The following is a 21690-nucleotide window of genomic DNA, read 5'->3' as shown; positions in this document are numbered from 1 at the left end:
TTCGCCCGTGATGGCGGCCAGCATGGCAGGAGAGCCTTGCAAAGCAGAACGCTGCATCATGTGCTTCACGGCACGCAGGCCGCCCAGCTCTTCGCCGCCGCCCGCGCGGCCGGGGCCACCGTGCTTGAGGAAAGGCAGCGCGGAACCGTGGCCGGTTGATTCCGGCGCGGCAGCGCGGTCGAGAATCTGCAGGCGGCCGTGCAGCATGGCCATTTGCGGGATGGCCTTGGCGGCGACTTCGGCGCTCTTGGTGACCAGCGTACCAGCCAGGCTGCCCTTGCCTTTGGCGGCCAGCGCAACGGCTTCTTCAATACCTGCGCCGTAGGGCATCAGGGTGCTTACCGGGCCGAAGGCTTCGACATCGTGGGCAGCATGGTTCTGGGGATCGCGGGCCAGCAACAGCGTGGGCTGGAAGAACGCGCCGTTCCCGGTGCCCTCGCCTACCGGTGCGAAACCTTCGCCGCCGCCGAACACCACTTCGGCGCCTTGGCGCAGCGTGGCCACGCGGTCGCCCACGTCTTTCTGCTGCGATTTCGAAGCCAGCGCGCCCATGCGCACGTTCTCAAGGCGAGGATCGCCCACCGTGGTCTTGGCCAGCCGCTCTCTCAGCTTGGCAGCCACGGCATCGACGTGTTGAGCAGGCACGATGGCGCGGCGGATGGCCGTGCATTTCTGGCCGGCCTTCTGAGTCATCTCGCGCGCGACTTCCTTCACGAAGAGATCGAACTCCTCATCATCAGGGGTTACGTCTGGCGCCAGAATCGCGCAGTTGAGGGAATCAGCTTCAGCGTTGAACGGGATGCTGTTCTTGACAATGTTGGGAGACACACGCAACTTGGCCGCGGTGTCGGCGGAGCCGGTGAAGGTCACCACATCGGACACATCGAGCCGGTCGAGCAGATCGCCCGTGCCGCCGATCACCAATTGCAGCGCGCCTTCAGGCAGGATGCCGGACTCATTGATCAGGCGCACCAGTTTTTCCGTGAGGAAGCTGGTGGCGGTGGCGGGCTTGCCAATGCTGGGCATGCCGGCCAGGAAGGTAGGCGCGAATTTCTCGAGCAGGCCCCACACCGGGAAGTTGAAGGCGTTGATGTGCACCGCCACGCCACCGCGCGGCACCAGCACGTGGGTGCCGGCAAAGGCACCTGTCTTGCCCAGGGGCATTTGCGGACCTTCATGCCAGAGGTTGCCGCTCTTGGGCAGTTCCCTGGCCATGCTGGCGTATGCGAACAACGTGCCGGTGCCGCCTTCGATATCCACCCAGCCATCGGTGCGCGTGGCGCCAGTGTGGAAGGAGAGCTCGTACATCTCTTCCTTGCGCTCGCCCAGGTATTTGGCCAGCGCCTTCAGCGCCGCGGCACGCTGCTGGAAATCCATGGCCATCATGGCCGGCAAGCCAACCTTGCGGGCATGCTCAAGTGCTTCACCGAAATCGATGGCCTCGGCATGGGTATGCGCAATCACCTGGTTGTCGATGGCGCTGTGCAGTGCCTGCGCGGGCTGGGCTCCGACCCAGCGACCGGCGATATAACTTTGAAGTTGTGGCGTGGTCATAAGGTATTTCCTAAAAGTTGCAGGAAGCTAGGGCCCTTGCCCTGGACTGTACTGCCCAAGCCATCACCTGACTCGGGCAACGGGGGTGTGATCAGGCAGCTTTCTGGCCGCCCACACCCAGGTAGGTTTCGATGACGCGGCGGTCATGCAGGAGATCGCTCGCCGCCCCTTCCAAGGCGACGGCACCCATTTCGAGCACATAGCCTCGATCAGCCACCTGCAGCGCGGCGCGGGCGTTCTGCTCCACCAGCAGCACCGAAACGCCCAGGCTTCGAAGGGAGGCCACGATGTTGAGGACCTCGCGCACGATCAGCGGCGCCAGGCCAAGGGACGGCTCGTCGAGCATCAGCAGCTTGGGGCGCGCCATGAGCGCACGGCCGATGGCTAGCATCTGCCGCTCACCGCCGGAAAGCGTCGACGACATCTGCGCGCGCCGCTCGGAGAGGCGCGGAAACATCTCGAACACTTCACCCATGCGGGCCTTCTGGTCGCGCTGGCCGCGCCGCCAGCGGGCGAAGCCCCCTAGCAGCAAGTTGTCTTCGACGGACATCTCGCCGAAAAGCTCACGCTTTTCCGGCACCAGCCCGACGCCGGCCGCCACCATGGCCTCCACCGAGGGGTGCGTCATGCGCTTGCCGGACAAGGTGAGCGAACCGCTGGACCGCAGCAGACCCATGGTGGCATTGAGCAAGGTGGATTTGCCTGCGCCATTGGGGCCGATCACGGTAACGATCTCACCGTCGCCCACCGTCAACGAGATCTGATGCACGGCCTCCACCGGACCGTAGCAGACCGAGAACCCTTCCAGTTCCAACAAAGGCTTGCTCATCAGGCGCTCTCCCCTGCTTCCGGGATGTCGCCACCCAGATAGGCAGCCATCACACGCGGATCGGCCTGCACTTGCACCGGAGTGCCGGTGGAAATGACCGTACCGAATTCAAGCACGGTAACGCGGTCTGCCAGGTTCATGACGAATTCCATATCGTGTTCAACCACCAGGATGGCCAAACCTTCGGCACGCAACTGCGCGAGCAGCGCGGCCAGTGATTGCTTTTCCAGGTGACGCAGGCCCGCCGCGGGTTCGTCGAGCAGCAGCACGGCCGGTTGGCCTGCCAATGCGCGGGCGATTTCCACAATCCGCTGTTGGCCCAGCGGCAACGACGCAGCCGGCGTGTCGATGTATTCAAGCAATCCACAGCGCTCGATCTGGCGGCGCGCCTCGGCGAGCAAAGCAGCTTCCTCATGGCGGTCGAGGCGCAGCATGGCCGAGACCCAACCGCGATGGCCCCGCAAGTGGGCTCCCAGGGCGACGTTCTCCAGCACGCTGCGCTGGCCCAGCAGGCGCACGTGCTGGAAGGTGCGGCCCAGGCCCAGCGCGGCAAAGGCGCGCGAAGGCTTGCCGTTCATGGGCTGCCCCATGAGCTTGACGCTGCCTGAGGTGGGATCGTCCACCCCCGAGATCATGTTGAAGAAGGTACTCTTGCCTGCACCGTTGGGCCCGATCAGGGCGTGCACTTCGCCGCTCTTGACCGTGAGATTGACGGCGTTGTTGGCGATGAGGCCCGAGAAGCGCTTGGTGACGTCGTCCGCCGCCAGCACTATCTCGCCCGGCTGGGGCAAGGTGCGCTGCGCGAGTTGGGCGGGCGCCACGGCATTCCTGCGTGCAGGCTCTGGCTTCATGAAACGCCGTGTCCAGCCCGCCAGCAGAGGCCAGAGGCCGTCGGCGGCGCGCTGCAATACCAACAGCATCAAAAGACCAAATACGATCACTTCGAAGTTGCCGCTGGCGCCCAGAAGCTTGGGCAGCAGATCCTGCAACTGCTCTTTCAGCAACGTGATCAACGTGGCACCCAGCACAGCACCCCATAAGTGGCCGGAGCCACCCACCACCGCCATGAACAGGTATTCAATGCCGATATTGATGTTGAACGGGGTCGGGTTGATGAAGCGCTGCAGGTGGGCATAGAGCCATCCCGAGACGGACGCGAGCAGTGCGGCCAGCACGAACAGCTTGATGCGCTGCTTGGCCGTGTCCACCCCCATGGATTCCGCCATCACGCGGCCGGTTTTCAAGGAACGGATGGCGCGGCCTTCACGGGAGTCGAGCAGGTTGTGCAAGCTCCAGATACCCAGCAGCAGCACAGCCCAGATCAGAATGCCCAGCACGCGCGGCGAAGCCAGATCCAGCCCGAAGATCGAGAGCGCCGGCACGCCGGTGATACCCGTGAACCCGCCCAATACCTCGAGGTTGCCGAAGATGTAATAGAGACTCAAGCCCCAGGCAATGGTGCCCAGCGGCAGATAGTGGCCCGACAGGCGCAGCGTGACAGCCCCCAGGCCCCAGGCCACCAGTGCCGTCACCACCAGTCCGAGCAACAGGCCCAGCCAGGGCAGCAGGCCGGGAGGCAGCGCGGCCAATGCCTGCTGCGCCTGCGGGGAAGTGCAGATCCAGGCCGTGGCATAAGCGCCCAGACCGACGAAGGCCGCCTGGCCGAACGAAGTCATGCCCCCGACGCCGGTGATCAGCACCAGGCCGACGGCGACCATGGAATACAGGCCAATGTAGTTCAGCAGCGTGACCGTGAACGGCGGCAGGAAAGACCAGACCAACGCCAGCAGGACGATGGCAATGAGCGTAAGACGGCGCGAAGTCATTCCTCGTCCTCCACGTGGTGCGTGTTCAGCGAACGCCACCACAACACGGGAATGATGAGGGTGAACACCAATACCTCCTTGAATGCGCTGGCCCAGAATGAAGAAAAGGATTCAAGTTGCCCTACCAACAAGGCGCCCACCACCGCCAGCGGATAGCTCGAAAGCCCGCCCACGATCGCGGCCACGAAGCCCTTCAGGCCAATGATGAATCCGGTGTCGTAATAGATGGTGGTGATCGGGGCGATCAAGATGCCGCACACCGCGCCGATCAGCGCTGCCAGGGCAAAGCTCAGATCACCCGATAGCTCGGTGGGGATGCCCATCAGCCGCGCGCCGACCCGGTTCATGGCTGTAGCCCGCAGCGCCTTGCCGATGATCGACTTCTCAAAGAAAAGGAACATCACGGCCACCAGAATCACCACCGCGGCTACCACCACCAATGATTGGCCGGTCACGGGGATGCCGCCGAGATCCCAGCGGGCCTCGGAATAGGCGCTGGTGCGCGAACCCTCGGCACCAAAGAAGTAGAGCCCCAGCCCGGTAAGCACACCGTGCAAGGCCACTGAGACAATCAACAGAATCAGCACCGTGGCATGCGCCAGCGGGCGGAAAGCCAGGCGGTAAAGCAAGGGCCCCATGGGGATGATCAGCGCCAGCACCGCCAGCGTCTGCCCGATCTGGGACGTGGGCTTGAGCCCGCATATGAGCGCGCACGCCACCACCGGCATGCCGACTGCCCAGAAGGCGGTGGCCATCCAGTCGACCCGGACGCCTCGCATGTGGCGCCAAGCTTCCACAGCCAGGGTAAGAACTGCCAGCGCGACAAGCATCCAGATCACGGCGGGCGCTTTGCCAGCCTGCAGCGCAGCCATGGAAAGCGCCGCAAAGGTCACGAATTCACCTTGTGGGATGAAAATGACACGCGTGACTGAAAACACAAGAACCAGCGCGAGCGCCATCAGCGCATAGATCGCGCCGTTGACCACGCCATCCTGCGCCAGCATCAGGGCGATTTGCAAATCCATCAAATCATCTTGGTTAAGCGGCGATCCGGGACATGGCCCTGGACCGCCGTATGCACAGCACGAAAGATCGGGCCAAGCCTATGGAAGCCTGGTCCGATCTGCCAAAGAAAATGTGAAATAAAGTGCCTCCTGGCAATGCGCAGTATATTTCATATGCAAGCGCAGGAGATACGGGCTTTCCATGATCAATGGCTGGTCATCATCTGCGGATGCTGACCAGCCAGACCATCTCGCCTATAGGTTGATCAGGGCTGGTACACCCATTTGCCGCCCTGGATTTTCACCATGACGCGCGCGCGCTGATCAAGACCGAGGTGATCGTTGGCCGACATGTTGAAAATGCCGTGGGCCCCTGCCACCTCTTTCACGCCTTCCATCGCGTCACGCAGTGCGGCGCGGAATTCGGGCGTGCCTGGCTGGCCTTTCTTGAGCGCCACGGGAACCGCGGCAGACAGGATCTGGCCGGCATCCCATGCGTGGCCGCCGAAGGTGGAAACGCTGCCCTTGCCATAGGCACCTTCATAGGCCTGGATATAGGCCAATGCGGATTTACGGACCGGGTTGCTGGCAGGCAGTTGCTCAGCCACCAGCACGGGGCCGGCGGGCAGCAACGTGCCTTCCACGTCCTTGCCGCCTACGCGCAGGAAGTCAGCATTGGCGATACCGTGCGTCTGGTAAATCTTGCCGGCGTAGCCGCGCTCCTTGAGCGTTTTCTGCGGCAGTGCGGCCGGCGTGCCGGAACCAGCGATCAGGATGGCATCGGGCTTGGCGCCCATCAGCTTCAAGACCTGGCCGGTGACGGCGGTGTCGGTACGCGCATAGCGTTCGTTGCCTACCAGCTTGATTTTCTTGATGTCGAGCGCTTTGACGGTCTCGCGGTACCAGCCTTCGCCATAGGCATCGGAGAAGCCGATGAAGCCGACCGTCTTGACGCCTTCCTTGGCCATGTGCTCGGCAATGGCCAGTGCCATCATGATGTCGTTCTGGGGCGTCTTGAATACCCAGCGCTTCTTGGCGTCCATCGGCTCGATGATGGCGGCCGAGGCCCCCAAGGTGATCATGGGCGTCTGGGCTTCGGCGATCACGTCGATCATGGCCAGAGAGGCCGGCGTGGTAGAAGAGCCGATGATCACGTCGACCTTGCGCTCGGAGATCAGTTTGCGCGCATTGGTGACGGCAGCTGTGGTGTCGGAGGCGTCATCAAGCACCACATAGTTCACGGGCTGGCCGCCCAGTGTCTTGGGCAGGATGGAAAAGGTATTTTTCTCGGGGATGCCCAGCGAGGCCGCAGGGCCGGTAGCAGAGACGGTGACCCCCACCGTCACGTCCGCCGCCGCCACCATGGGCAGACAGGCAACCAGAACAGACAGAACAGTCTTCTTGATGTTCACAGCCACACACTCCTTAAAACAAATGAAACAGGTGTTTCGGCCCCCTTCGCCCAAGGCTCAGGAATTAACCGACCAAACGGTCGACAATTGTAATAAGCGGTTGCCCCCGGAACGAAGCTGAATTCTCAGTGAATACCCTCAGGCGCCTCTTAAATAATGTAAGCGCAGCCGTATACATCCCCTAGCCCGGGTTTATACGGCGAGGGATACCCTAACCGATGACATGCGCCAGGGTGAGCAGAACCAGCAGCAGCAACCACAAGGCCACCATGCGCCACACCAGCCCTACGACCTGCGCAAGATGCGCGGATTGGGGTTCCTGGCCCGGCAGACCATCCGTGCTAGCCACGGATTCATGCACGCCTGCCGGCTGGGCGGACAGACCATTGGTCACCGGCCGCAGTGCCGCACCACCCAGGCGCACGCCAATGGCCCCCGCAGTGGCTGCGAGAATGACGCCGTCGTTACTGTCGGCAAAGCGGCTGGCATAGTTGCGCCAGGCGTCGATGGCATCCTCGAAGCTGCCGACGATGGCAAAGCCCACGGCAGTCATGCGTGCGGGCAGCCAATCGATGGCATGCCAGGCGGCATCGGCCACCGCTCGGAGCGCCGGACTGGCAGGATGGTCCGCGGCCTGCGCCTTGCGGCGCCAGTAGCGGGCCGCGAATTCGGCGTTGCGGTAGAACACGGCGCCTGCCGGCCCGAGCCCCAGCATGGCCAGAATGCAAAACCAGGCCACCACACCAAACACGTGGCGATGCGCCGCCAGTACGGAATACTCGATCACATGGCGCACGATCTCGGCACGAGGCAACTGGCTCGCATCCACCTGCTGCCAGCGCGCCAGCAATTCGCGGGCACGGTCTTCGTTGCCGGCTTCCAATGCATCGCGAATGCCCGTGAAGTGGTGGCTGAACTGCCGGAAGCCCAGCGTGAGATACAGCACCATCACGCTCCAGATCAGCGCCACCGGCCAACCACCCAGCCACAGCAACGCCCAATGGACGGCCAACGCGACGACGGTGGGCATCCCCACGGCCAGCACCCAGGCCAGCCATCCGTGATGCATTCCCCCCGCATCGACGCTGCGGCCAACCCAGCGCACCCAATGGCGCAGTCCTGCTGCCGCGGGGTTTCCTGGCCCCAGCGGGCGCACCTGTTCCAGAAGCAGCGCTATGACGATCGCGAAAAGGGCCATGGGCCGATGATAGAGCGTGTCGTGCAGCCGCCTTCAGGCGGACAGAAATCTGTAGAAGTTACGCAACATCCCTGCAGTGGCGCCCCAGATGAAACGCTCGACCGTGCGTGTGGACGACGGCGGCGACTCCCCTGAAGCGGAGTCCACCAGGGTTTCCGCATAGGGCATGGAGAACCACTCGCGGGAGACACCATCCCACTCAAAGCGGTGACGCCGGTGATGCGCCGGATTCATCAGGAATGCGAGCGGGACTTCAAAAGCATGGGCGACCTCATCGGCATTGGGATGCAGCACGAAGCCCTCACGCACCAACGCCACTACGGGTGTCACGCTGAACTGCGTGCCAGTGGTATAGATCGGCAGTTGCCCGATCACTTCGATGAAGCTGCGCGCCAGGCCGACCTCCTCGTCCGTTTCACGAAGCGCCGCGGCCACGACGTCGGCATCTCCCGGATCGACCTTTCCGCCTGGAAAGGCGACCTGGCCTGAGTGCGTGGACAGATGCGCGGTGCGCTCGGTCAGCAGGACTGACAAGCCCGAGGAGCGCTCGACCAGCGGCACCAGCACAGCGGCTGGCGCAGGGGTGCGGTCTTCAAATTTGGGTTCCATACGCACCTCCGGCTGCCAGACAGGGGGCGCACGGAAACGCGCACGCAAACCTGCCGGCGTGAGCCGTTCAGGCGGCACGGCGGGCAGGTGCTCATCGGTGGCGGTGGCGGGGATCCGTTTCGGATCGAAGTTCGGTAATTTGGATAGAGGCGTGAGGGCCATGAGCTAGTGTAGTGCTGCAAGCCATAGGGCGTTTCGGCAGAGGGTTCTGCCCCCTGGGACCGCCAAGCTCCAGCTTGGCAACTGCGTCACGTGAAGGCGCCGCTTGCCAAGCTGGAGCTTGGCGGTCCCAGAGGGGCAAGCTACTGCGCAGGGGCTTCGCGGCGCATATCCGCATACGCGATGCCAAATATGGCCAGGCCGCCCAGTGCCAGCAGCAGCCCCACCCAGCCGGTGGAGGCCCAGCCGAAGCCCTTGGCGATCGTGATGCCGCCCAACCACGCCCCCAGCGCATTGGCCATGTTGAAAGCCGAATGGTTGAGGGCCGCCGCCAGGGTCTGGGCATCACCCGCCACATCCATGAGGCGGATCTGAAGCGCCGGCCCGATGGCCACAACAGTGCCGATCAACAGGACGTTGAATGCCCCCAACCAGAGGTGATAGGCCGTGAAGCAGAAAAGCGCCAGGACAATCCCCGACCACACTAGCAGCCCGCCTATCGTTGGCATGAGCGCCTTGTCAGCCAGGCGGGAGCCCACGAGGTTGCCGAGCACCATGCCAGCGCCAAAGAGCGCCAGAACCAAGGGCACCCACTGCACTGGCAATCCCGCGAGGTTCATGAGCGTGGGCTTGATATAGCTGAATACCGCGAACATGCCGCCAAAGCCGATCGCGGCGATGCCCAGCGTCAGCCACACTTGCTTGCTCCGCAGCGCACCCAATTCACGCCACGGGCTGGCACCGGCACCCGCCGGCAGCGGAGGAATCCAGCGCCACACCAGGCCCACGCACAGCAAGGCGATCACGCCCACCAGCGCGAATGCGGCCCGCCAGCCAAGCCACTGCCCCAGACCAGCTGCCAGAGGCACCCCCACCAGGGTGGCGCCCGTCAACCCAAGCATCACGTAGCCTACCGCCTGCGCGCGCCTGCCCGGAGGCGCCAGATGCGCGGCCACCAGCGCCGCGACACCAAAATACGTGCCGTGCGGCAAGCCGCTCAGCAGACGCATCAGCACCATGGACTCATAGCCAGGGGCAATGGCGCTCGCGAAATTGCCCAGCGCGTAGAAGAGCATGAGCGCCATCAACAGCGTACCGCGCTGCATTTTGGCGCTGAGTACGGCCAGAATCGGAGCCCCCACCACCACGCCCAGCGCGTAAGCGCTGATCAGATGGCCAGCGGTGGGAATGGAGACTGCCAAGTCATCGGCGGCATCGGGCAGCAAGCCCATGATGACAAACTCGCCGGTGCCGATGCTGAAACCGCCCATACCCAGTGCGAGCAAGGCCTTGAGGAACGAATGACCGGAGCCGGCAGCGGCTGATGATGGTGGCGTGGAGCCTTGAGTTGGCTCTTGATTAACTAGGCTATCCATGAGATTCGATACCGGCGCCCTCTTCTTCCTTCTTCAATCAGGAATAGGCGCTGAATAAAAACAAAAAACCGCCTGGGCGGATGCCGCAGGCGGTTTTTCAAAAGGCTTCTGGAGATCAGGCCTCGGCGCTGGCCGCCTTGACACGGCTGGGCAGCTTTTCCTTGATGCGGGCCGACTTGCCGCTGCGCTCGCGCAGGTAGTACAGCTTGGCACGACGCACGTCACCACGGCGCTTGACTTCGATGCCAGCGATCAGCGGGCTGTAGGTCTGGAACGTACGCTCAACGCCTTCGCCGCTGGAGATCTTGCGAACGGTGAAGCCGCTGTTGAGGCCACGGTTACGCTTGGCGATCACGACACCTTCGTAGGCCTGCACGCGCTTGCGCGTACCTTCGACCACGTTGACGCTCACGATCACGGTGTCGCCAGGAGCGAACTCGGGAATTTTCTTGCCGAGGCGCTCGATTTCCTCTTTTTCGAGGGTTTCAATCAGGTTCATTGGTTTTCCTATTCTCGATCATGCGCGCGCTACACAAAAGGCGGCCCTTTTCAGGTTCGATGGGCGTTTTCGCAAGAATTCTCATACAAGTTTTCATGCGAAACCCCATGGCGCCGCGGCCGGCAGAGGATCGAAAAGCTTTTGATTATAGCCTGGATGCGGCCAATAGCTCAAACACGTTTGCCGGATGCGGTAAGTACCGCCTCGTCCGCCGTGCTCAAGTGCCCCCTGGCCCTCGCGGCAACGATCAGATCAGGGCGGTGAAGCGCCGTCAGCTCAATGCTCCGGTCACGCCGCCAGCGCTCGATCTGCGCGTGATGGCCGGAGAGCAGCGCGGGCGGCACAGCCTGCTCGCACCAGACTTCCGGCCGAGTGTAGTGCGGGCAATCCAGCAGGCCGTCGAGGGCCGGATTGAAGCTGTCCAACTGATAGCTGCCCTCGTCGTTGAGCACCCCTGGCTGCAAACGAGCCACAGCATCGAGCAGTGCCAGCGCGGCGATTTCACCGCCCGAGAGCACAAAATCCCCCAGGCTGATCTGCATATCGACGTGAGCGTCGATGAAACGCTGGTCGATGCCCTCATAGCGCCCGCAGACCAGAATGGCCCCGCTGCTTTGAGACCAACGCTCGACAGCCGAATGGCAGAGCACCTCGCCAATGGGCGAAAACAGCACCACCGGCGCGGCCGAATCCTCGGCCTCGCCCCGGCTGGCACGCACGGCTTGCAGGCAGCGCAGCAGAGGCTCGGCCATCATCACCATGCCGGGGCCGCCGCCGAAAGGCCGGTCATCGACACGGCGGTAGTTGCCCTCGGCGAAATCGCGCGGATTCCAGAGCTTCAGCTCCACTTGGCCGCTGGCGAACGCGCGCCTGGTGATGCCGGCCTCAAGAAACGGGGCGAACAGCTCCGGAAATAGCGTGATGACGTCAAAACGCATGGCGGCAGGAGCGTACGGTCATTGAATAGCGGGTGTGGCCGGAGGCAGATCCTGTGCCGGCGTAAAGATACGCCCGACGTCCACGGCGTCGAAGTGCTCCTGCTTTCCGCAGAAATCGCACCCTACCTCGATCCGGCCCTGCTCGGCGAGGATCGAGTCGGCCTCCTCCTTGCCCAGGCCGCGCAGCATCGCAGAGACCCGCTCGCGGCTGCATGAACAGGCAAAGCGCGGACCCTGCTCGCCCTCGATCGAGGGAAAGCGCAGCAGGTTTTCCTCCCAGAACAGGCGCCTCAGGATGGTATCGGCATCCAGCTCCAGCAGTTCCTCGCGCTTGAGACTGCGCGCCAGCAGTGCGATGCGCTCGTAATCGTCTTCCACGGCCTCGCCCTGGCCCGATTCGTCCTCGCGCGCCACACTGCTTTGCGACAGATTGGATTCACCCTGCACCGGCAAGCGCTGAATCAGCAGGCCACAGGCCACTTTTTCGTCTGCCGCGAGCACCAGCGTGGTGTCGAGCTGCTCTGATTGGCGCATGTAGTGCTCGATCATTTCCGACACGGTCTGAAGCTTGCGGCCGTCTGCGTCCTGCAGAGGCACCACACCTTGGTAAGGCTGGCGCCCCGCACGCCGGTCCGACGGATCAAGCGTAATGGCGCACCGGCCCTTGCCTTGGGCATTGACCATCTCCGGCAGCCGCGCGCCAGCTTCGACACTGCCCACCACCGAGGCAGTGGCGCGCAAGCGCAGGTCGGTCTGCACCTCCACCACAGCTACTTTCACGGGCCCATCGCCAAAAATCTGCATCACCAGCGCCCCATCGAACTTGATGTTGCCCTGCATCAGCACACTGGCGGCCACCATTTCACCCAGCAACTCGCTCACCGGCGGGGGATAAGCGCCGGTTTGGGTGTTGGAGGCGCGGCGGCGCAGGATCTCCTGCCATGCATCGGTCAGCCGCACCAGCTGACCGCGCACTGGCAGGCCGTCGAAGAGGAATTTGTGGAGTTCAGAAGACATTCAGCGTAGATCAGGGCTTTATGGGCAAATCCAAGGCATGGGTTGAGATGATCAGCATGACCGCTTCCGTCATTCCCGCTTGCGCGGGAATGACACGGGGTACTATCAAGGCAAGCGTTTCAACGTGGCACGGAACTTTCGCGCGTTTTCAATATAGTGCCGCGCGCTGTTGCGCAGCCCCTCTATCTGCTCGGGCGTGAGCTGGCGCACCACCCGGGCTGGCACGCCCATGATCATGCTGCCGTCCGGAAATTCCTTGCCCTCCGTCACGAGGGAACCGGCCCCCACCAGGCAATTCTTGCCGATCTTGGCCCCGTTGAGCACCACGGCGCCGATACCGATCAGCGATTCATCGCCAATCGTACAGCCATGAAGCATCACTTTATGTCCCACGGTCACATACTTGCCCACCGTGAGCGGCTTGCCATGGTCCGCGTGCATCACGGTCAGATCCTGGATGTTGCTGCCCTCCCCGACCGACATGCTCTCGGTATCGCCGCGCAGCACGCAGCCGAACCAGACACTGGCATCGGGGCCGAGCGTCACATTGCCGATGACTTCTGCCGAATCGGCGATCCAGGCGCTCGGCGCCACTTGCGGTGATGTTCCATCGAGTTCGTATACGGCCATTGATCGTGCCTCCTGTTCAATTCGTGGGGTATGACGTGGTAGTCCCTACAATTTTAGGGATGCTGCTGCGTCCTTTGGCCCTTGAGGCCCTTTGCGAATCCGATCTTGAACGAAAACTGGCTTTGGTGGCCACCATTTCCAGCCAGGGGGACAGCCTTTCGGTAGAAGCTGGACAGCGCCTGGAAGAGCCCGTCCTGCTGCCTGGGCGCCCTGCCCGCCCCGAACTGATCGCGCCCGGAAAAGTGCCTCAACGGAGCGTGCACACGCCCGAGGGCCGGGCAGCACTCATTCACGCCATCTGCCACATCGAGTTCAACGCCATCAATCTGGCGCTCGATGCCCTATGGCGCTTCGCCGGCATGCCAGACGAGTTCTATCGCGACTGGCTTCGCGTGGCCACTGAGGAAGCCTATCACTTCAGCCTCCTGCACGAGCACCTTCAAACGCAACTGGGCCACCGTTATGGCGATTTTCCGGCGCATGATGGGCTGTGGAGCATGTGCGAAAAGACCAAGGATGACATCACGGCCCGCATGGCTCTGGTGCCTCGCACCCTGGAGGCGCGGGGGCTCGACGCCACGCCTCTCATCCAGAACAAGCTGCGGGCAGTGGGCACGCCCGATGCAGTGGCCGCTTGCGGCATCCTCGACATCATCCTGCGCGATGAGATCGGCCATGTGGCTATAGGCAATCACTGGTACCGCTGGCTTTGCGAACGCCAGGGGCTGGAGCCCGTCGCGCACTACAAGCTGGTGGCGCGGCAATACCAGGCGCCAAGGTTGAGAGGCCCATTCAATACCGCCGCACGGCTGCGGGCTGGGTTCATGGAAGCCGAGCTGGCCGCACTGGCAAAGCCATCCGGCGAGGAAACCTGAAACGGCCTTCGCGGCCGACGATGGCCGTATTGAAGCCTTCGTTCGTCGCTCTCCTACAAGCGGGACTCCAGTGCCATCTCACAGCCCCCTGGATTCCCTACTGGGGCATCCCACGTTGTCAAGCGAATATGGTTGTTATTTCTGATGGTTCTGATGGTTTAGTTGTTTATTACGGAGCTGACTGCAAGGACACTGAACTGAACGAAGAAAGACGGCCTACCTACTGACGGTCTTGTTGACGAGCTACGAAGAGCTTGGTGTCGGACCCAGATACGAGCCGCTCAGCGGAGGCTCCCATTCGCCTTTCGTGGCCTGAACAGGCCACCTGGAATCCATCGAGCTTATCCGCTGCCGGTCTAACCTGTTCAATTGATCTGCGAAGTGCCGTCCTGTTGAAACATCATTTTTTTGATAAACGAAACATGTGTCGATCTACTTCTACGTCGGTTTGACGCTCACATGATTGGCCACAAATGGCTGGCCTCGCGTGAACATCGCCCATAGAATGCGGGCGTTCTTGGCTGCCAGCGCGACAGCCGCCTTTTGCCAGCCCATGCGCTCACGCAACTGCTGCGCCCACAGCCACACTCGCTCCTGGCGTGGCTTGCTGCAGTGAATGGCCGATTTGGCGCCCTGCACCAGCAGCATCCGCAAATACGTATCTCCCTGCTTGGTAATGCCGCCAAGGCGGCTCTTGCCACCGCTGGAGTGCTGCGAGGGTGTCAACCCCAGCCAGGCAGCAAACTGCGCAGCCGTTTTGAACTGACTGAAGTCGGCCACGCTGGCCACGAGCGCCGAAGCGCCTATAGGCCCAATACCCAGTAGCTGCTGAGCCTGCTGAGCTCGACTGTCTTGCTTGATGTGTTGTGCAATGCGCTGCTCGCACCAGCCAATGTCCTGATCAAGCTGGCGCCACTGCATTTGCAGTCGCTCAATGCTTAATCTCACCAGCGCGGGCATCTCGTTGCTGGCATCCTCGTTGAGCTGGGTCAGCTGCTCCTTGAGCTTGCCCACCCCTTCAGGACACACCAGACCAAACTCGGCCAGCAGTGCACGAATACGGTTGATGCACGCAGTTCTGTCTTTCTCCCAGCCTTGACGCAGGGTGTGTACACCCAGGATCGCTTGCTGCTCGGTCGTCTTGATCGGCACAAAGTGCATTTGCGGGCGGCTGGCAGCCTCGCACACCGCCGCAGCATCATTGGCGTCATTCTTGCCTTTCTTGCCCTGCAAACGGTATGGCGCCACTAGATGAGGCGCGATCAGGCGCACCTGCAAACCAAGCTGGCTGAGCCGGCGTGCCCAGTGATGCGCTCCAGTACACGCCTCCATCACCACCAAACAACCGGCAGGCAACTTCGCGCACCAGGGCAGGAAACCTCGCCGCGCTAGCGCTCGGCGCACCAACACACCTGCCTGAGCATCCACCGCATGCACTTGAATCAAGTTCTTGGCCAGATCCACTCCAACTCGTGTAATCTCACTCATGGGACTTCTCCTTACTCTTTAGATTGACGTTCGCACCTCAATCTTGGCGCTTCGACGCCGTTCCTGGTAAGTGGGAAGTCCCCTCGTATTCGCCTTCGCGGGAATGACGAGAAAAAGCAAGAAATTGGGGTCAGATTCCGAAGAAATTGGGGTCAGATTCTGATTTGCAGCCTCAGGTGTATTGCTTTTCCAGCGCATCCCAATGCGGCTTGTCCACCAGCCGCTGGCGTTCGGCGAATGGCGCGACAAGGCCGCTGGACTCCTGCACTTCCTTCTCGTCACGCAGCACGGTCAGCGTCTTCTGCATGCCCATCACGGCACCTTGCAAGGCCGCGTTGGCATAGAGCACGATACCGAAGCCCAGCTCGGCCAATTGGGTGGCATTGAAGATGGGAGTCTTGCCGCCGATCACCATGTTCATCAACTGAGGCTTGGATAGGCGCTGCGGCAACGCACGCACTTCTTCAGGCTTGGTCACGGCCTCGACGAACAGAATGTCGGCGCCCGCCTCGGCGAACTTCTGCGCGCGCTCCACGGCGGCCTCGAAGCCATGCGTGGCAGCGGCGTCGGTGCGGGCCATGATGAGCAGATCAGGATCTCGGCGGGCATCCACCGCGGCTTTGATCTTGCTGACGGCTTCTTCGGTATCGATGACTTCCTTGCCCGAAAAATGGCCACAGCGCTTGGGGGCCACCTGGTCTTCGAGCTGAATGCAGTCAGCGCCCGCGCGCTCCAAGGTGCGCACCGTGTGATAGACGTTGAGCGCGTTGCCAAAGCCCGTATCGGCATCGACGAGAAGCGGCACGCTCACCGCATCACGGATGCGGGCCGTATGGTCCGCGATGTCGGCCAGGCCCATGAAGCCCTGATCAGGCAAGCCGAACCACATGTTGGTCACCCCTGCGCCTGTGATGTAGATAGCCTCGAAGCCGAGGTCTTCGATCACTTTGGCGGAAAGCGCGTTGAAGGCGCCGGGCACCAGCACGCCGCGGCGTGCTTCGGCCAATTGCTTGAGTTGTTTGCGGGTAGATGCAGACATATCTTCCTCGTTCAGAAACTATCGCCAGGTACTCGGACCCAGCCTTCCATCAGTACCCGGGCGCTGCGGCTCATCAGGGCCTTGGTGACTTTCCATTGGCCGCCTTCTTCCATCGCCTCGGCGCCTACGCGCAGGGTGCCCGAGGGGTGCCCAAAGCGCACCGAACGGCGCTCGCCGCCACCCGCTGCCAGGTTGACCAGCGTGCCGGGAACGGCGGCAGCCGTGCCGATGGCCACCGCTGCGGTGCCCATCATGGCGTGGTGCAGCTTGCCCATGGAAAGCGCGCGCACCAGCAGATCGACCTCAGCGGCCTTCACGGACTTGCCGCTGGAAGCCACGTAATCGGCAGGCGGGGCGACGAAAGCGACCTTGGGGGTATGCTGCCGCGTAGCAGCTTCGGCGATATCGCGGATCAGCCCCATCTTCACCGCGCCCCAGGCCCGGATAGCTTCGAAGCGGGCCAGCGCCTGCGCATCGCCATTGATGGCACCTTGCAATTCGGCACCTGTCAGCCCAAGTTCGCCGGCGTTCAGGAAGATGGTGGGAATGCCGGCGTTGATCAGCGTGGCTTTGAACGTGCCAGCGCCAGGCACTTCCAAGTCATCGATCAGGCGGCCCGTCGGGAACATGGCACCACCACCATCGCCTTCTCCTTCATCCGCGGGGTCCAGGAATTCCAGCGGCACCTCGGCCGCAGGAAAAGTCACGCCGTCCAGTTCGAAATCTCCTGTCTCCTGCACCTGCCCGTTGGTGACAGGCACGTGCGCGATGATGGTTTTGCCGATGTTGGCCTGCCAGATGCGCACGGTACAGATGCCGCTCTCGGGAATGCGCTCTCTGGAAATCAAGCCGCTGGCGATGGCGAACGGCCCGACGGCCGCCGAGAGGTTGCCGCAGTTGCCGCTCCAGTCGACGAAGTTGCTGTCTATGGACACCTGGCCGAACAGGTAATCCACGTCGTGCCCGGGCCGGCTCGATGCCGAAAGAATCACTGTCTTGGAGGTGGATGATGTCGCGCCGCCCATGCCATCGATCTGCTTTCCGTAGGGGTCGGGGCTGCCGATCACGCGCATGAGCAAGGCATCCCGCGCGGCGCCCGGCAGCCGCGCCGCTTCGGGCAGATCCTGCAGACGGAAGAACACGCCCTTGCTGGTGCCGCCGCGCATATAGGTGGCGGGTATTTTGATTTGAGGCAAATGTGAGGTCATATCGATCCCTATATCGATTCCTGTATCGACTCCTGTGTCGATCCTTGATTAGACGCCAGAAAATCCTGTGCGAAGCGCTGCAGCACACCGCCGGCCTCGTAGACCGAGACTTCCTCCGCGGTGTCGAGACGGCAGGTCACGGGCACCTGCTCGGTTTGGCCGCCCGGGCGATGAATCAGCAGCGTGAGCTCTGCGAGCGGTGTGCGTTCGCCCACGACGTCGTAGGTCTCCGTGCCATCCAGGCCCAGCGTCATTCTGCTGGTGCCGGCCTTGAATTCCAGCGGCAATACCCCCATGCCGATGAGGTTGGTGCGATGGATGCGCTCGAACCCCTCTGCCAGCACGGTTTCCACGCCCGCCAGGCGTACGCCTTTGGCGGCCCAATCGCGGCTGGAGCCCTGGCCGTAGTCTGCGCCTGCGACGATGATCAACGGCTGGCGGCGGTTGAGGTAGGTTTCGATGGCCTCCCACATGCGCACCACCTTGCCTTCCGGCTCCACGCGGGCGAGCGAGCCGGGCTGCACGCAGCCGGAAGCATCCCGCACCATTTCATTCCTCAACGTGGGGTTGGCGAAAGTGGCGCGCATCGCCGTCAGGTGGTCGCCCCGGTGGGTGGCGTAGGAATTGAAGTCCTCCTCGGGCAACCCCATCCTGGCGAGGTATTCGCCCGCGGCGGAATCCGGAAGGATGGCGTTGGAGGGGGAAAGGTGGTCGGTGGTGATGTTGTCAGGCAGCAATGCCAGCGGGCGCATGCCCTTGAGCGTGCGCGGGTTCGCGGCCAAAGCCCCAACGCCTTCGGTATCCCAATACGGCGGGCAACGGATATAGGTGGATTGCGCTCGCCAGGCGTACTGGGGGGCAGCCTTTTCACCGTCGTCCCGGCGGATGGCGAACATGGGTTCGTACACGGCACGGTACTGCGCCGGCTTGACGGCTGCCTGCACCACGGCGTCGATTTCCTCGTCGCTGGGCCAGATGTCCTTGAGCCGGATGTCCTTGCCGTTGACCACGGCCAACACGTCGTTTTCGATGTCGAAACGCACCGTGCCCGCGATGGCATAGGCAACCACCAGCGGGGTGAAGCCAGGAAGGCCTGCTTGGCGTAAGGGTGGATGCGCCCGTCGAAGTTGCGGTTACCCGAAAGCACGGCCGTCGTGTAGAGGTTGCGGCCCACGATTTCCTGCTGGATCTTGGGATCCAGCGCACCACTCATGCCATTGCAGGTGGTACAGGCGAAAGCCACGATACCAAAGCCCAGTTTTTCCAGATCGCCGAGCAAGCCGGCTTCCTTCAAATACAACTCCACGGCCCTGGAACCGGGCGCCAGTGACGACTTCACCCAGGGTTTGCGCACCAGTCCCAAGCGGTTGGCATTGCGCGCCAGCAGCGCGGCAGCGATCACATTGCGCGGATTGCTGGTGTTGGTGCAACTGGTGATGGCGGCGATGATGACAGCGCCATCCGGCAACAGGCCTTCGGCCTCCTCGGCTTGTGCCATTTCCAGCTTGATGGCTCCGGCAATGCCGCGATCCACCAACGCCGAGGTCGGCAAGCGGCGATGGGGGTTGGAGGGACCGGCCATGTTGCGCACCACACTGGAGAGATCGAACTCCAGTACGCGCTCGTACTTCGCGTTCCGCAGCGTCTCGGCCCAGAAGCCCGCAGCCCTGGCGTAGGCCTCGACCAGTTCAATCTGTTTTTCTTCGCGCCCTGTGAGACGCAGATACTCCAGCGTTTGCTCGTCGATCGCGAAGAGTGCCGCGGTGGCCCCGTATTCGGGGCACATGTTGGAGATGGTCGCCCTGTCGCCAATGGTGAGGCTGCGCGCGCCGTCACCGAAAAACTCCAGATAGGCGCCAACCACTTTTTCCTTGCGCAGGAATTCGGTCATGGCCAACACGACGTCGGTGGCCGTGATCCCCGGCTGGCGGCGGCCCGCGAGCCGTACGCCCACGATATCGGGCAGGCGCATCCATGAAGCGCGGCCCAGCATGACGTTCTCGGCCTCCAGGCCGCCCACGCCCACGGCGATCACCCCCAGGGCGTCGACGTGGGGGGTGTGGCTGTCGGTGCCCACGCAGGTGTCAGGAAATGCCACCCCGTCTTGCACATAGACCACGGGGGACATTTTTTCCAGGTTGATCTGATGCATGATGCCGTTGCCGGCGGGGATCACATCGACATTGGCGAACGCCTTTTTCGTCCACTCGATGAAGTGGAAGCGGTCTTCATTGCGGCGGTCTTCGATGGCCCGGTTCCTGGCGAAGGCATCGGGCTCGAAGCCTCCGCACTCCACAGCCAGCGAGTGATCGACGATGAGCTGCACGGGCACCACAGGGTTGACAGCTGCCGGGTCGCCGCCCTCTTTGGCGATGGCGTCGCGCAGGCCGGCCAGATCCACCAGCGCCGTCTGGCCGAGGATGTCATGGCACACCACGCGCACGGGAAACCATGGGAAATCAATATCGCGCTTGCGCCCGATGAGCTGGCGCAGGTAAGCGCTCAACTGCGCCGGTTCAGCGCGGCGCACCAGATTCTCAGCGTGGACGCGGGCGGTGTAGGGCAACTCATCCCAGGCGCCAGGTTGAAGAGCCTCCACGGCGGCGCGGGCATCAAAATAGTCAAGCGCGGTGCCTGGGAGGGGTTTGCGGTGGGCAGTGTTCATTGTGAGGGAAAGCTCATCACACTGGCGGAAGCGGATATCCATCGGCAGCCGCGGACGAGGCGCTGTCAGTGGATACCGGCTTTCGCCGGTATGACGGAGTGATTTGGAGACTTTGTCAAGAACGTCAGGCGCGCGCTTCGATCGGCACGAACTTAAGATCCTCAGGCCCCGTGTAATGGGCGCTGGGCCGGATGATCTTGTTGTCCACCCGCTGCTCGATCACGTGCGCGGCCCAGCCGCTGGTTCGCGCGATCACGAACAGTGGCGTGAACATGGCCGTGGGTACCCCCATCATGTGATAGCTCACGGCGCTGAACCAATCGAGATTGGGAAACATCTTCTTGGCTTCCCACATCACGCTCTCCAGCCGCTCTGCAATATTGAACATCTTGGTGGAGCCTGCCTCTTCCGAGAGCCTCCTGGCCACGCCCTTGATGATGATGTTGCGCGGATCGCTCACGGTGTACACCGGATGGCCGAAGCCGATCACGACCTCCTTGGCTTCCACGCGGCGGCGAATATCCGCCTCGGCCTCGTCAGGGCCGTCATAGCGCTTCTGCACTTCGAAAGCCACTTCGTTGGCGCCCCCGTGTTTGGGGCCACGCAGCGCGCCAATGGCACCGGCGATGCTCGAATACATGTCGCTGCCGGTGCCGGCTATCACGCGCGCAGTAAAAGTGGACGCATTGAACTCATGCTCTGCGTACAGATTAAGCGAGGTGTGCATCGCACGCCCCCAGGCTTCGCTGGGCTTGTGCCCATGCAGCAAATGCAGGAAGTGGCCGCCGATGGAATCGTCATCGGTTTCCACGCCAATGCGCTTGCCCTGCGTGCTCCAGTGGTACCAGTAGAGCAGCATGGAGCCCAGGCTGGCCATGAGCCGGTCGGCAATGTCGCGCGCACCGGGCAGGTTGTGGTCGTCTTTCTCGGGCAGCACGCAGCCGAGGGCCGAGACGCCGGTGCGCATCACGTCCATCGGGTGCGCACCGGCGGGCAGTGCTTCCAGCGCCTCCTTCACGCTGGCGGGCAAGCCGCGCATGGCCTTGAGCTTGGCCTTGTACGCCTTCAGTTCCGCACGGGAAGGCAGCTTGCCGTGCACCAGCAGGTGCGCGATTTCCTCGAACTCGCAGACTTCGGCGATGTCGAGAATGTCATAGCCGCGATAGTGCAGATCGTTGCCGGTACGGCCGACGGTGCAGAGGGCGGTATTGCCTGCGGTCACACCGGAAAGCGCAACCGATTTCTTGGGTTTGAACGAGCCAGTCGTCACAGCTTCGGCGGGGGTACTCATGAACGGGACTCCTGTTGGACCGGGTGCATTAGGGGTTGTCATAATTCGCAATTTACGCAAAATACGCACACCC

Annotated in this window: 16 protein-coding genes and 2 pseudogenes; 1 reads left to right on the top strand and 17 read right to left on the bottom strand. The window is 62.7% G+C overall.

Going from position 1 to position 21690, the window contains the following annotated elements; all coding sequences use genetic code 11:
• From paaZ to WJU18_RS14415, 12 genes and pseudogenes are all read right to left on the bottom strand, one after another.
• Positions 1-1554: pseudogene (paaZ, locus tag WJU18_RS14470) on the bottom strand (phenylacetic acid degradation bifunctional protein PaaZ); the annotation flags it as partial.
• 91 nt (positions 1555-1645) lie between these two features.
• Positions 1646-2383, bottom strand: coding sequence for an ABC transporter ATP-binding protein (locus tag WJU18_RS14465; RefSeq protein ID WP_423460711.1), 738 nt, complete (start codon positions 2381-2383; stop codon positions 1646-1648).
• A complete protein-coding gene (locus tag WJU18_RS14460) occupies positions 2383-4209 on the bottom strand; it encodes an ABC transporter permease subunit (RefSeq protein WP_423460710.1) in 1827 nt (608 codons plus the stop codon). Before WJU18_RS14460 ends, WJU18_RS14465 begins: the two co-directional genes overlap by 1 nt.
• Positions 4206-5234, bottom strand: a complete 1029-nt coding sequence (locus WJU18_RS14455) for a branched-chain amino acid ABC transporter permease (protein ID WP_423460709.1) — start codon at positions 5232-5234, stop codon at positions 4206-4208. Before WJU18_RS14455 ends, WJU18_RS14460 begins: the two co-directional genes overlap by 4 nt.
• A gap of 245 nt (positions 5235-5479) precedes the next feature.
• A complete protein-coding gene (locus tag WJU18_RS14450) occupies positions 5480-6577 on the bottom strand; it encodes an ABC transporter substrate-binding protein (RefSeq protein ID WP_423461002.1) in 1098 nt (365 codons plus the stop codon).
• A gap of 259 nt (positions 6578-6836) precedes the next feature.
• A complete protein-coding gene (locus WJU18_RS14445; RefSeq protein ID WP_423460708.1) occupies positions 6837-7823 on the bottom strand; it encodes a CobD/CbiB family protein in 987 nt (328 codons plus the stop codon).
• Between the two features lie 33 nt (positions 7824-7856).
• On the bottom strand, positions 7857-8594 hold the full coding sequence (locus tag WJU18_RS14440) for an NUDIX hydrolase (RefSeq protein WP_423460707.1): 738 nt from the start codon (positions 8592-8594) through the stop codon (positions 7857-7859).
• A gap of 140 nt (positions 8595-8734) precedes the next feature.
• On the bottom strand, positions 8735-9967 hold the full coding sequence (locus tag WJU18_RS14435) for an MFS transporter (RefSeq protein ID WP_423460706.1): 1233 nt from the start codon (positions 9965-9967) through the stop codon (positions 8735-8737).
• Positions 9968-10082: 115 nt separating this feature from the next.
• Positions 10083-10466 (bottom strand): 50S ribosomal protein L19, encoded by a 384-nt coding sequence (gene rplS / locus WJU18_RS14430; protein WP_423460705.1) that lies wholly within the window; start codon positions 10464-10466, stop codon positions 10083-10085.
• A 170-nt stretch (positions 10467-10636) separates the two neighbouring features.
• Positions 10637-11404 (bottom strand): tRNA (guanosine(37)-N1)-methyltransferase TrmD, encoded by a 768-nt coding sequence (gene trmD, locus WJU18_RS14425; protein ID WP_423460704.1) that lies wholly within the window; start codon positions 11402-11404, stop codon positions 10637-10639.
• 18 nt (positions 11405-11422) lie between these two features.
• The gene (locus tag WJU18_RS14420) at positions 11423-12421 is read right to left on the bottom strand and encodes an Hsp33 family molecular chaperone HslO (protein ID WP_423460703.1); all 999 of its coding nucleotides are present in this window, start codon (positions 12419-12421) and stop codon (positions 11423-11425) included.
• A 105-nt stretch (positions 12422-12526) separates the two neighbouring features.
• Entirely contained in the window at positions 12527-13051 is a 525-nt protein-coding gene (locus tag WJU18_RS14415) for a gamma carbonic anhydrase family protein (RefSeq protein ID WP_423460702.1), read from the bottom strand.
• Between the two features lie 59 nt (positions 13052-13110).
• On the opposite strand from WJU18_RS14415, the gene WJU18_RS14410 reads away from it, so the two are divergent.
• Positions 13111-13926 carry a ferritin-like domain-containing protein gene (locus WJU18_RS14410; RefSeq protein WP_423460701.1) on the top strand — a complete coding sequence of 272 codons (816 nt, stop codon included), beginning with the start codon at positions 13111-13113 and terminating at the stop codon, positions 13924-13926.
• A gap of 438 nt (positions 13927-14364) precedes the next feature.
• Here WJU18_RS14410 and WJU18_RS14405 read toward each other — a convergent pair whose 3' ends face one another.
• From WJU18_RS14405 to prpC, 5 genes and pseudogenes are all read right to left on the bottom strand, one after another.
• Complete coding sequence (locus tag WJU18_RS14405; RefSeq protein ID WP_423454084.1) at positions 14365-15414, bottom strand: IS110 family transposase; 1050 nt, start codon at positions 15412-15414, stop codon at positions 14365-14367.
• Between the two features lie 172 nt (positions 15415-15586).
• Complete coding sequence (locus WJU18_RS14400; protein ID WP_423460700.1) at positions 15587-16453, bottom strand: isocitrate lyase/PEP mutase family protein; 867 nt, start codon at positions 16451-16453, stop codon at positions 15587-15589.
• An 11-nt stretch (positions 16454-16464) separates the two neighbouring features.
• Positions 16465-17661, bottom strand: coding sequence for a 2-methylaconitate cis-trans isomerase PrpF (gene prpF, locus WJU18_RS14395; RefSeq protein ID WP_423460699.1), 1197 nt, complete (start codon positions 17659-17661; stop codon positions 16465-16467).
• A gap of 8 nt (positions 17662-17669) precedes the next feature.
• Positions 17670-20326: pseudogene (gene acnD, locus WJU18_RS14390) on the bottom strand (Fe/S-dependent 2-methylisocitrate dehydratase AcnD).
• A gap of 124 nt (positions 20327-20450) precedes the next feature.
• Entirely contained in the window at positions 20451-21617 is a 1167-nt protein-coding gene (prpC, locus tag WJU18_RS14385; protein WP_423460698.1) for a bifunctional 2-methylcitrate synthase/citrate synthase, read from the bottom strand.
• Positions 21618-21690: the final 73 nt, after the last annotated feature.

This window comes from Ottowia sp. VDI28 (assembly GCF_049532675.1).
In the GTDB taxonomy this organism is placed as follows: domain Bacteria; phylum Pseudomonadota; class Gammaproteobacteria; order Burkholderiales; family Burkholderiaceae_C; genus Ottowia.
This window is presented reverse-complemented; position numbering and strand designations above follow the sequence as displayed.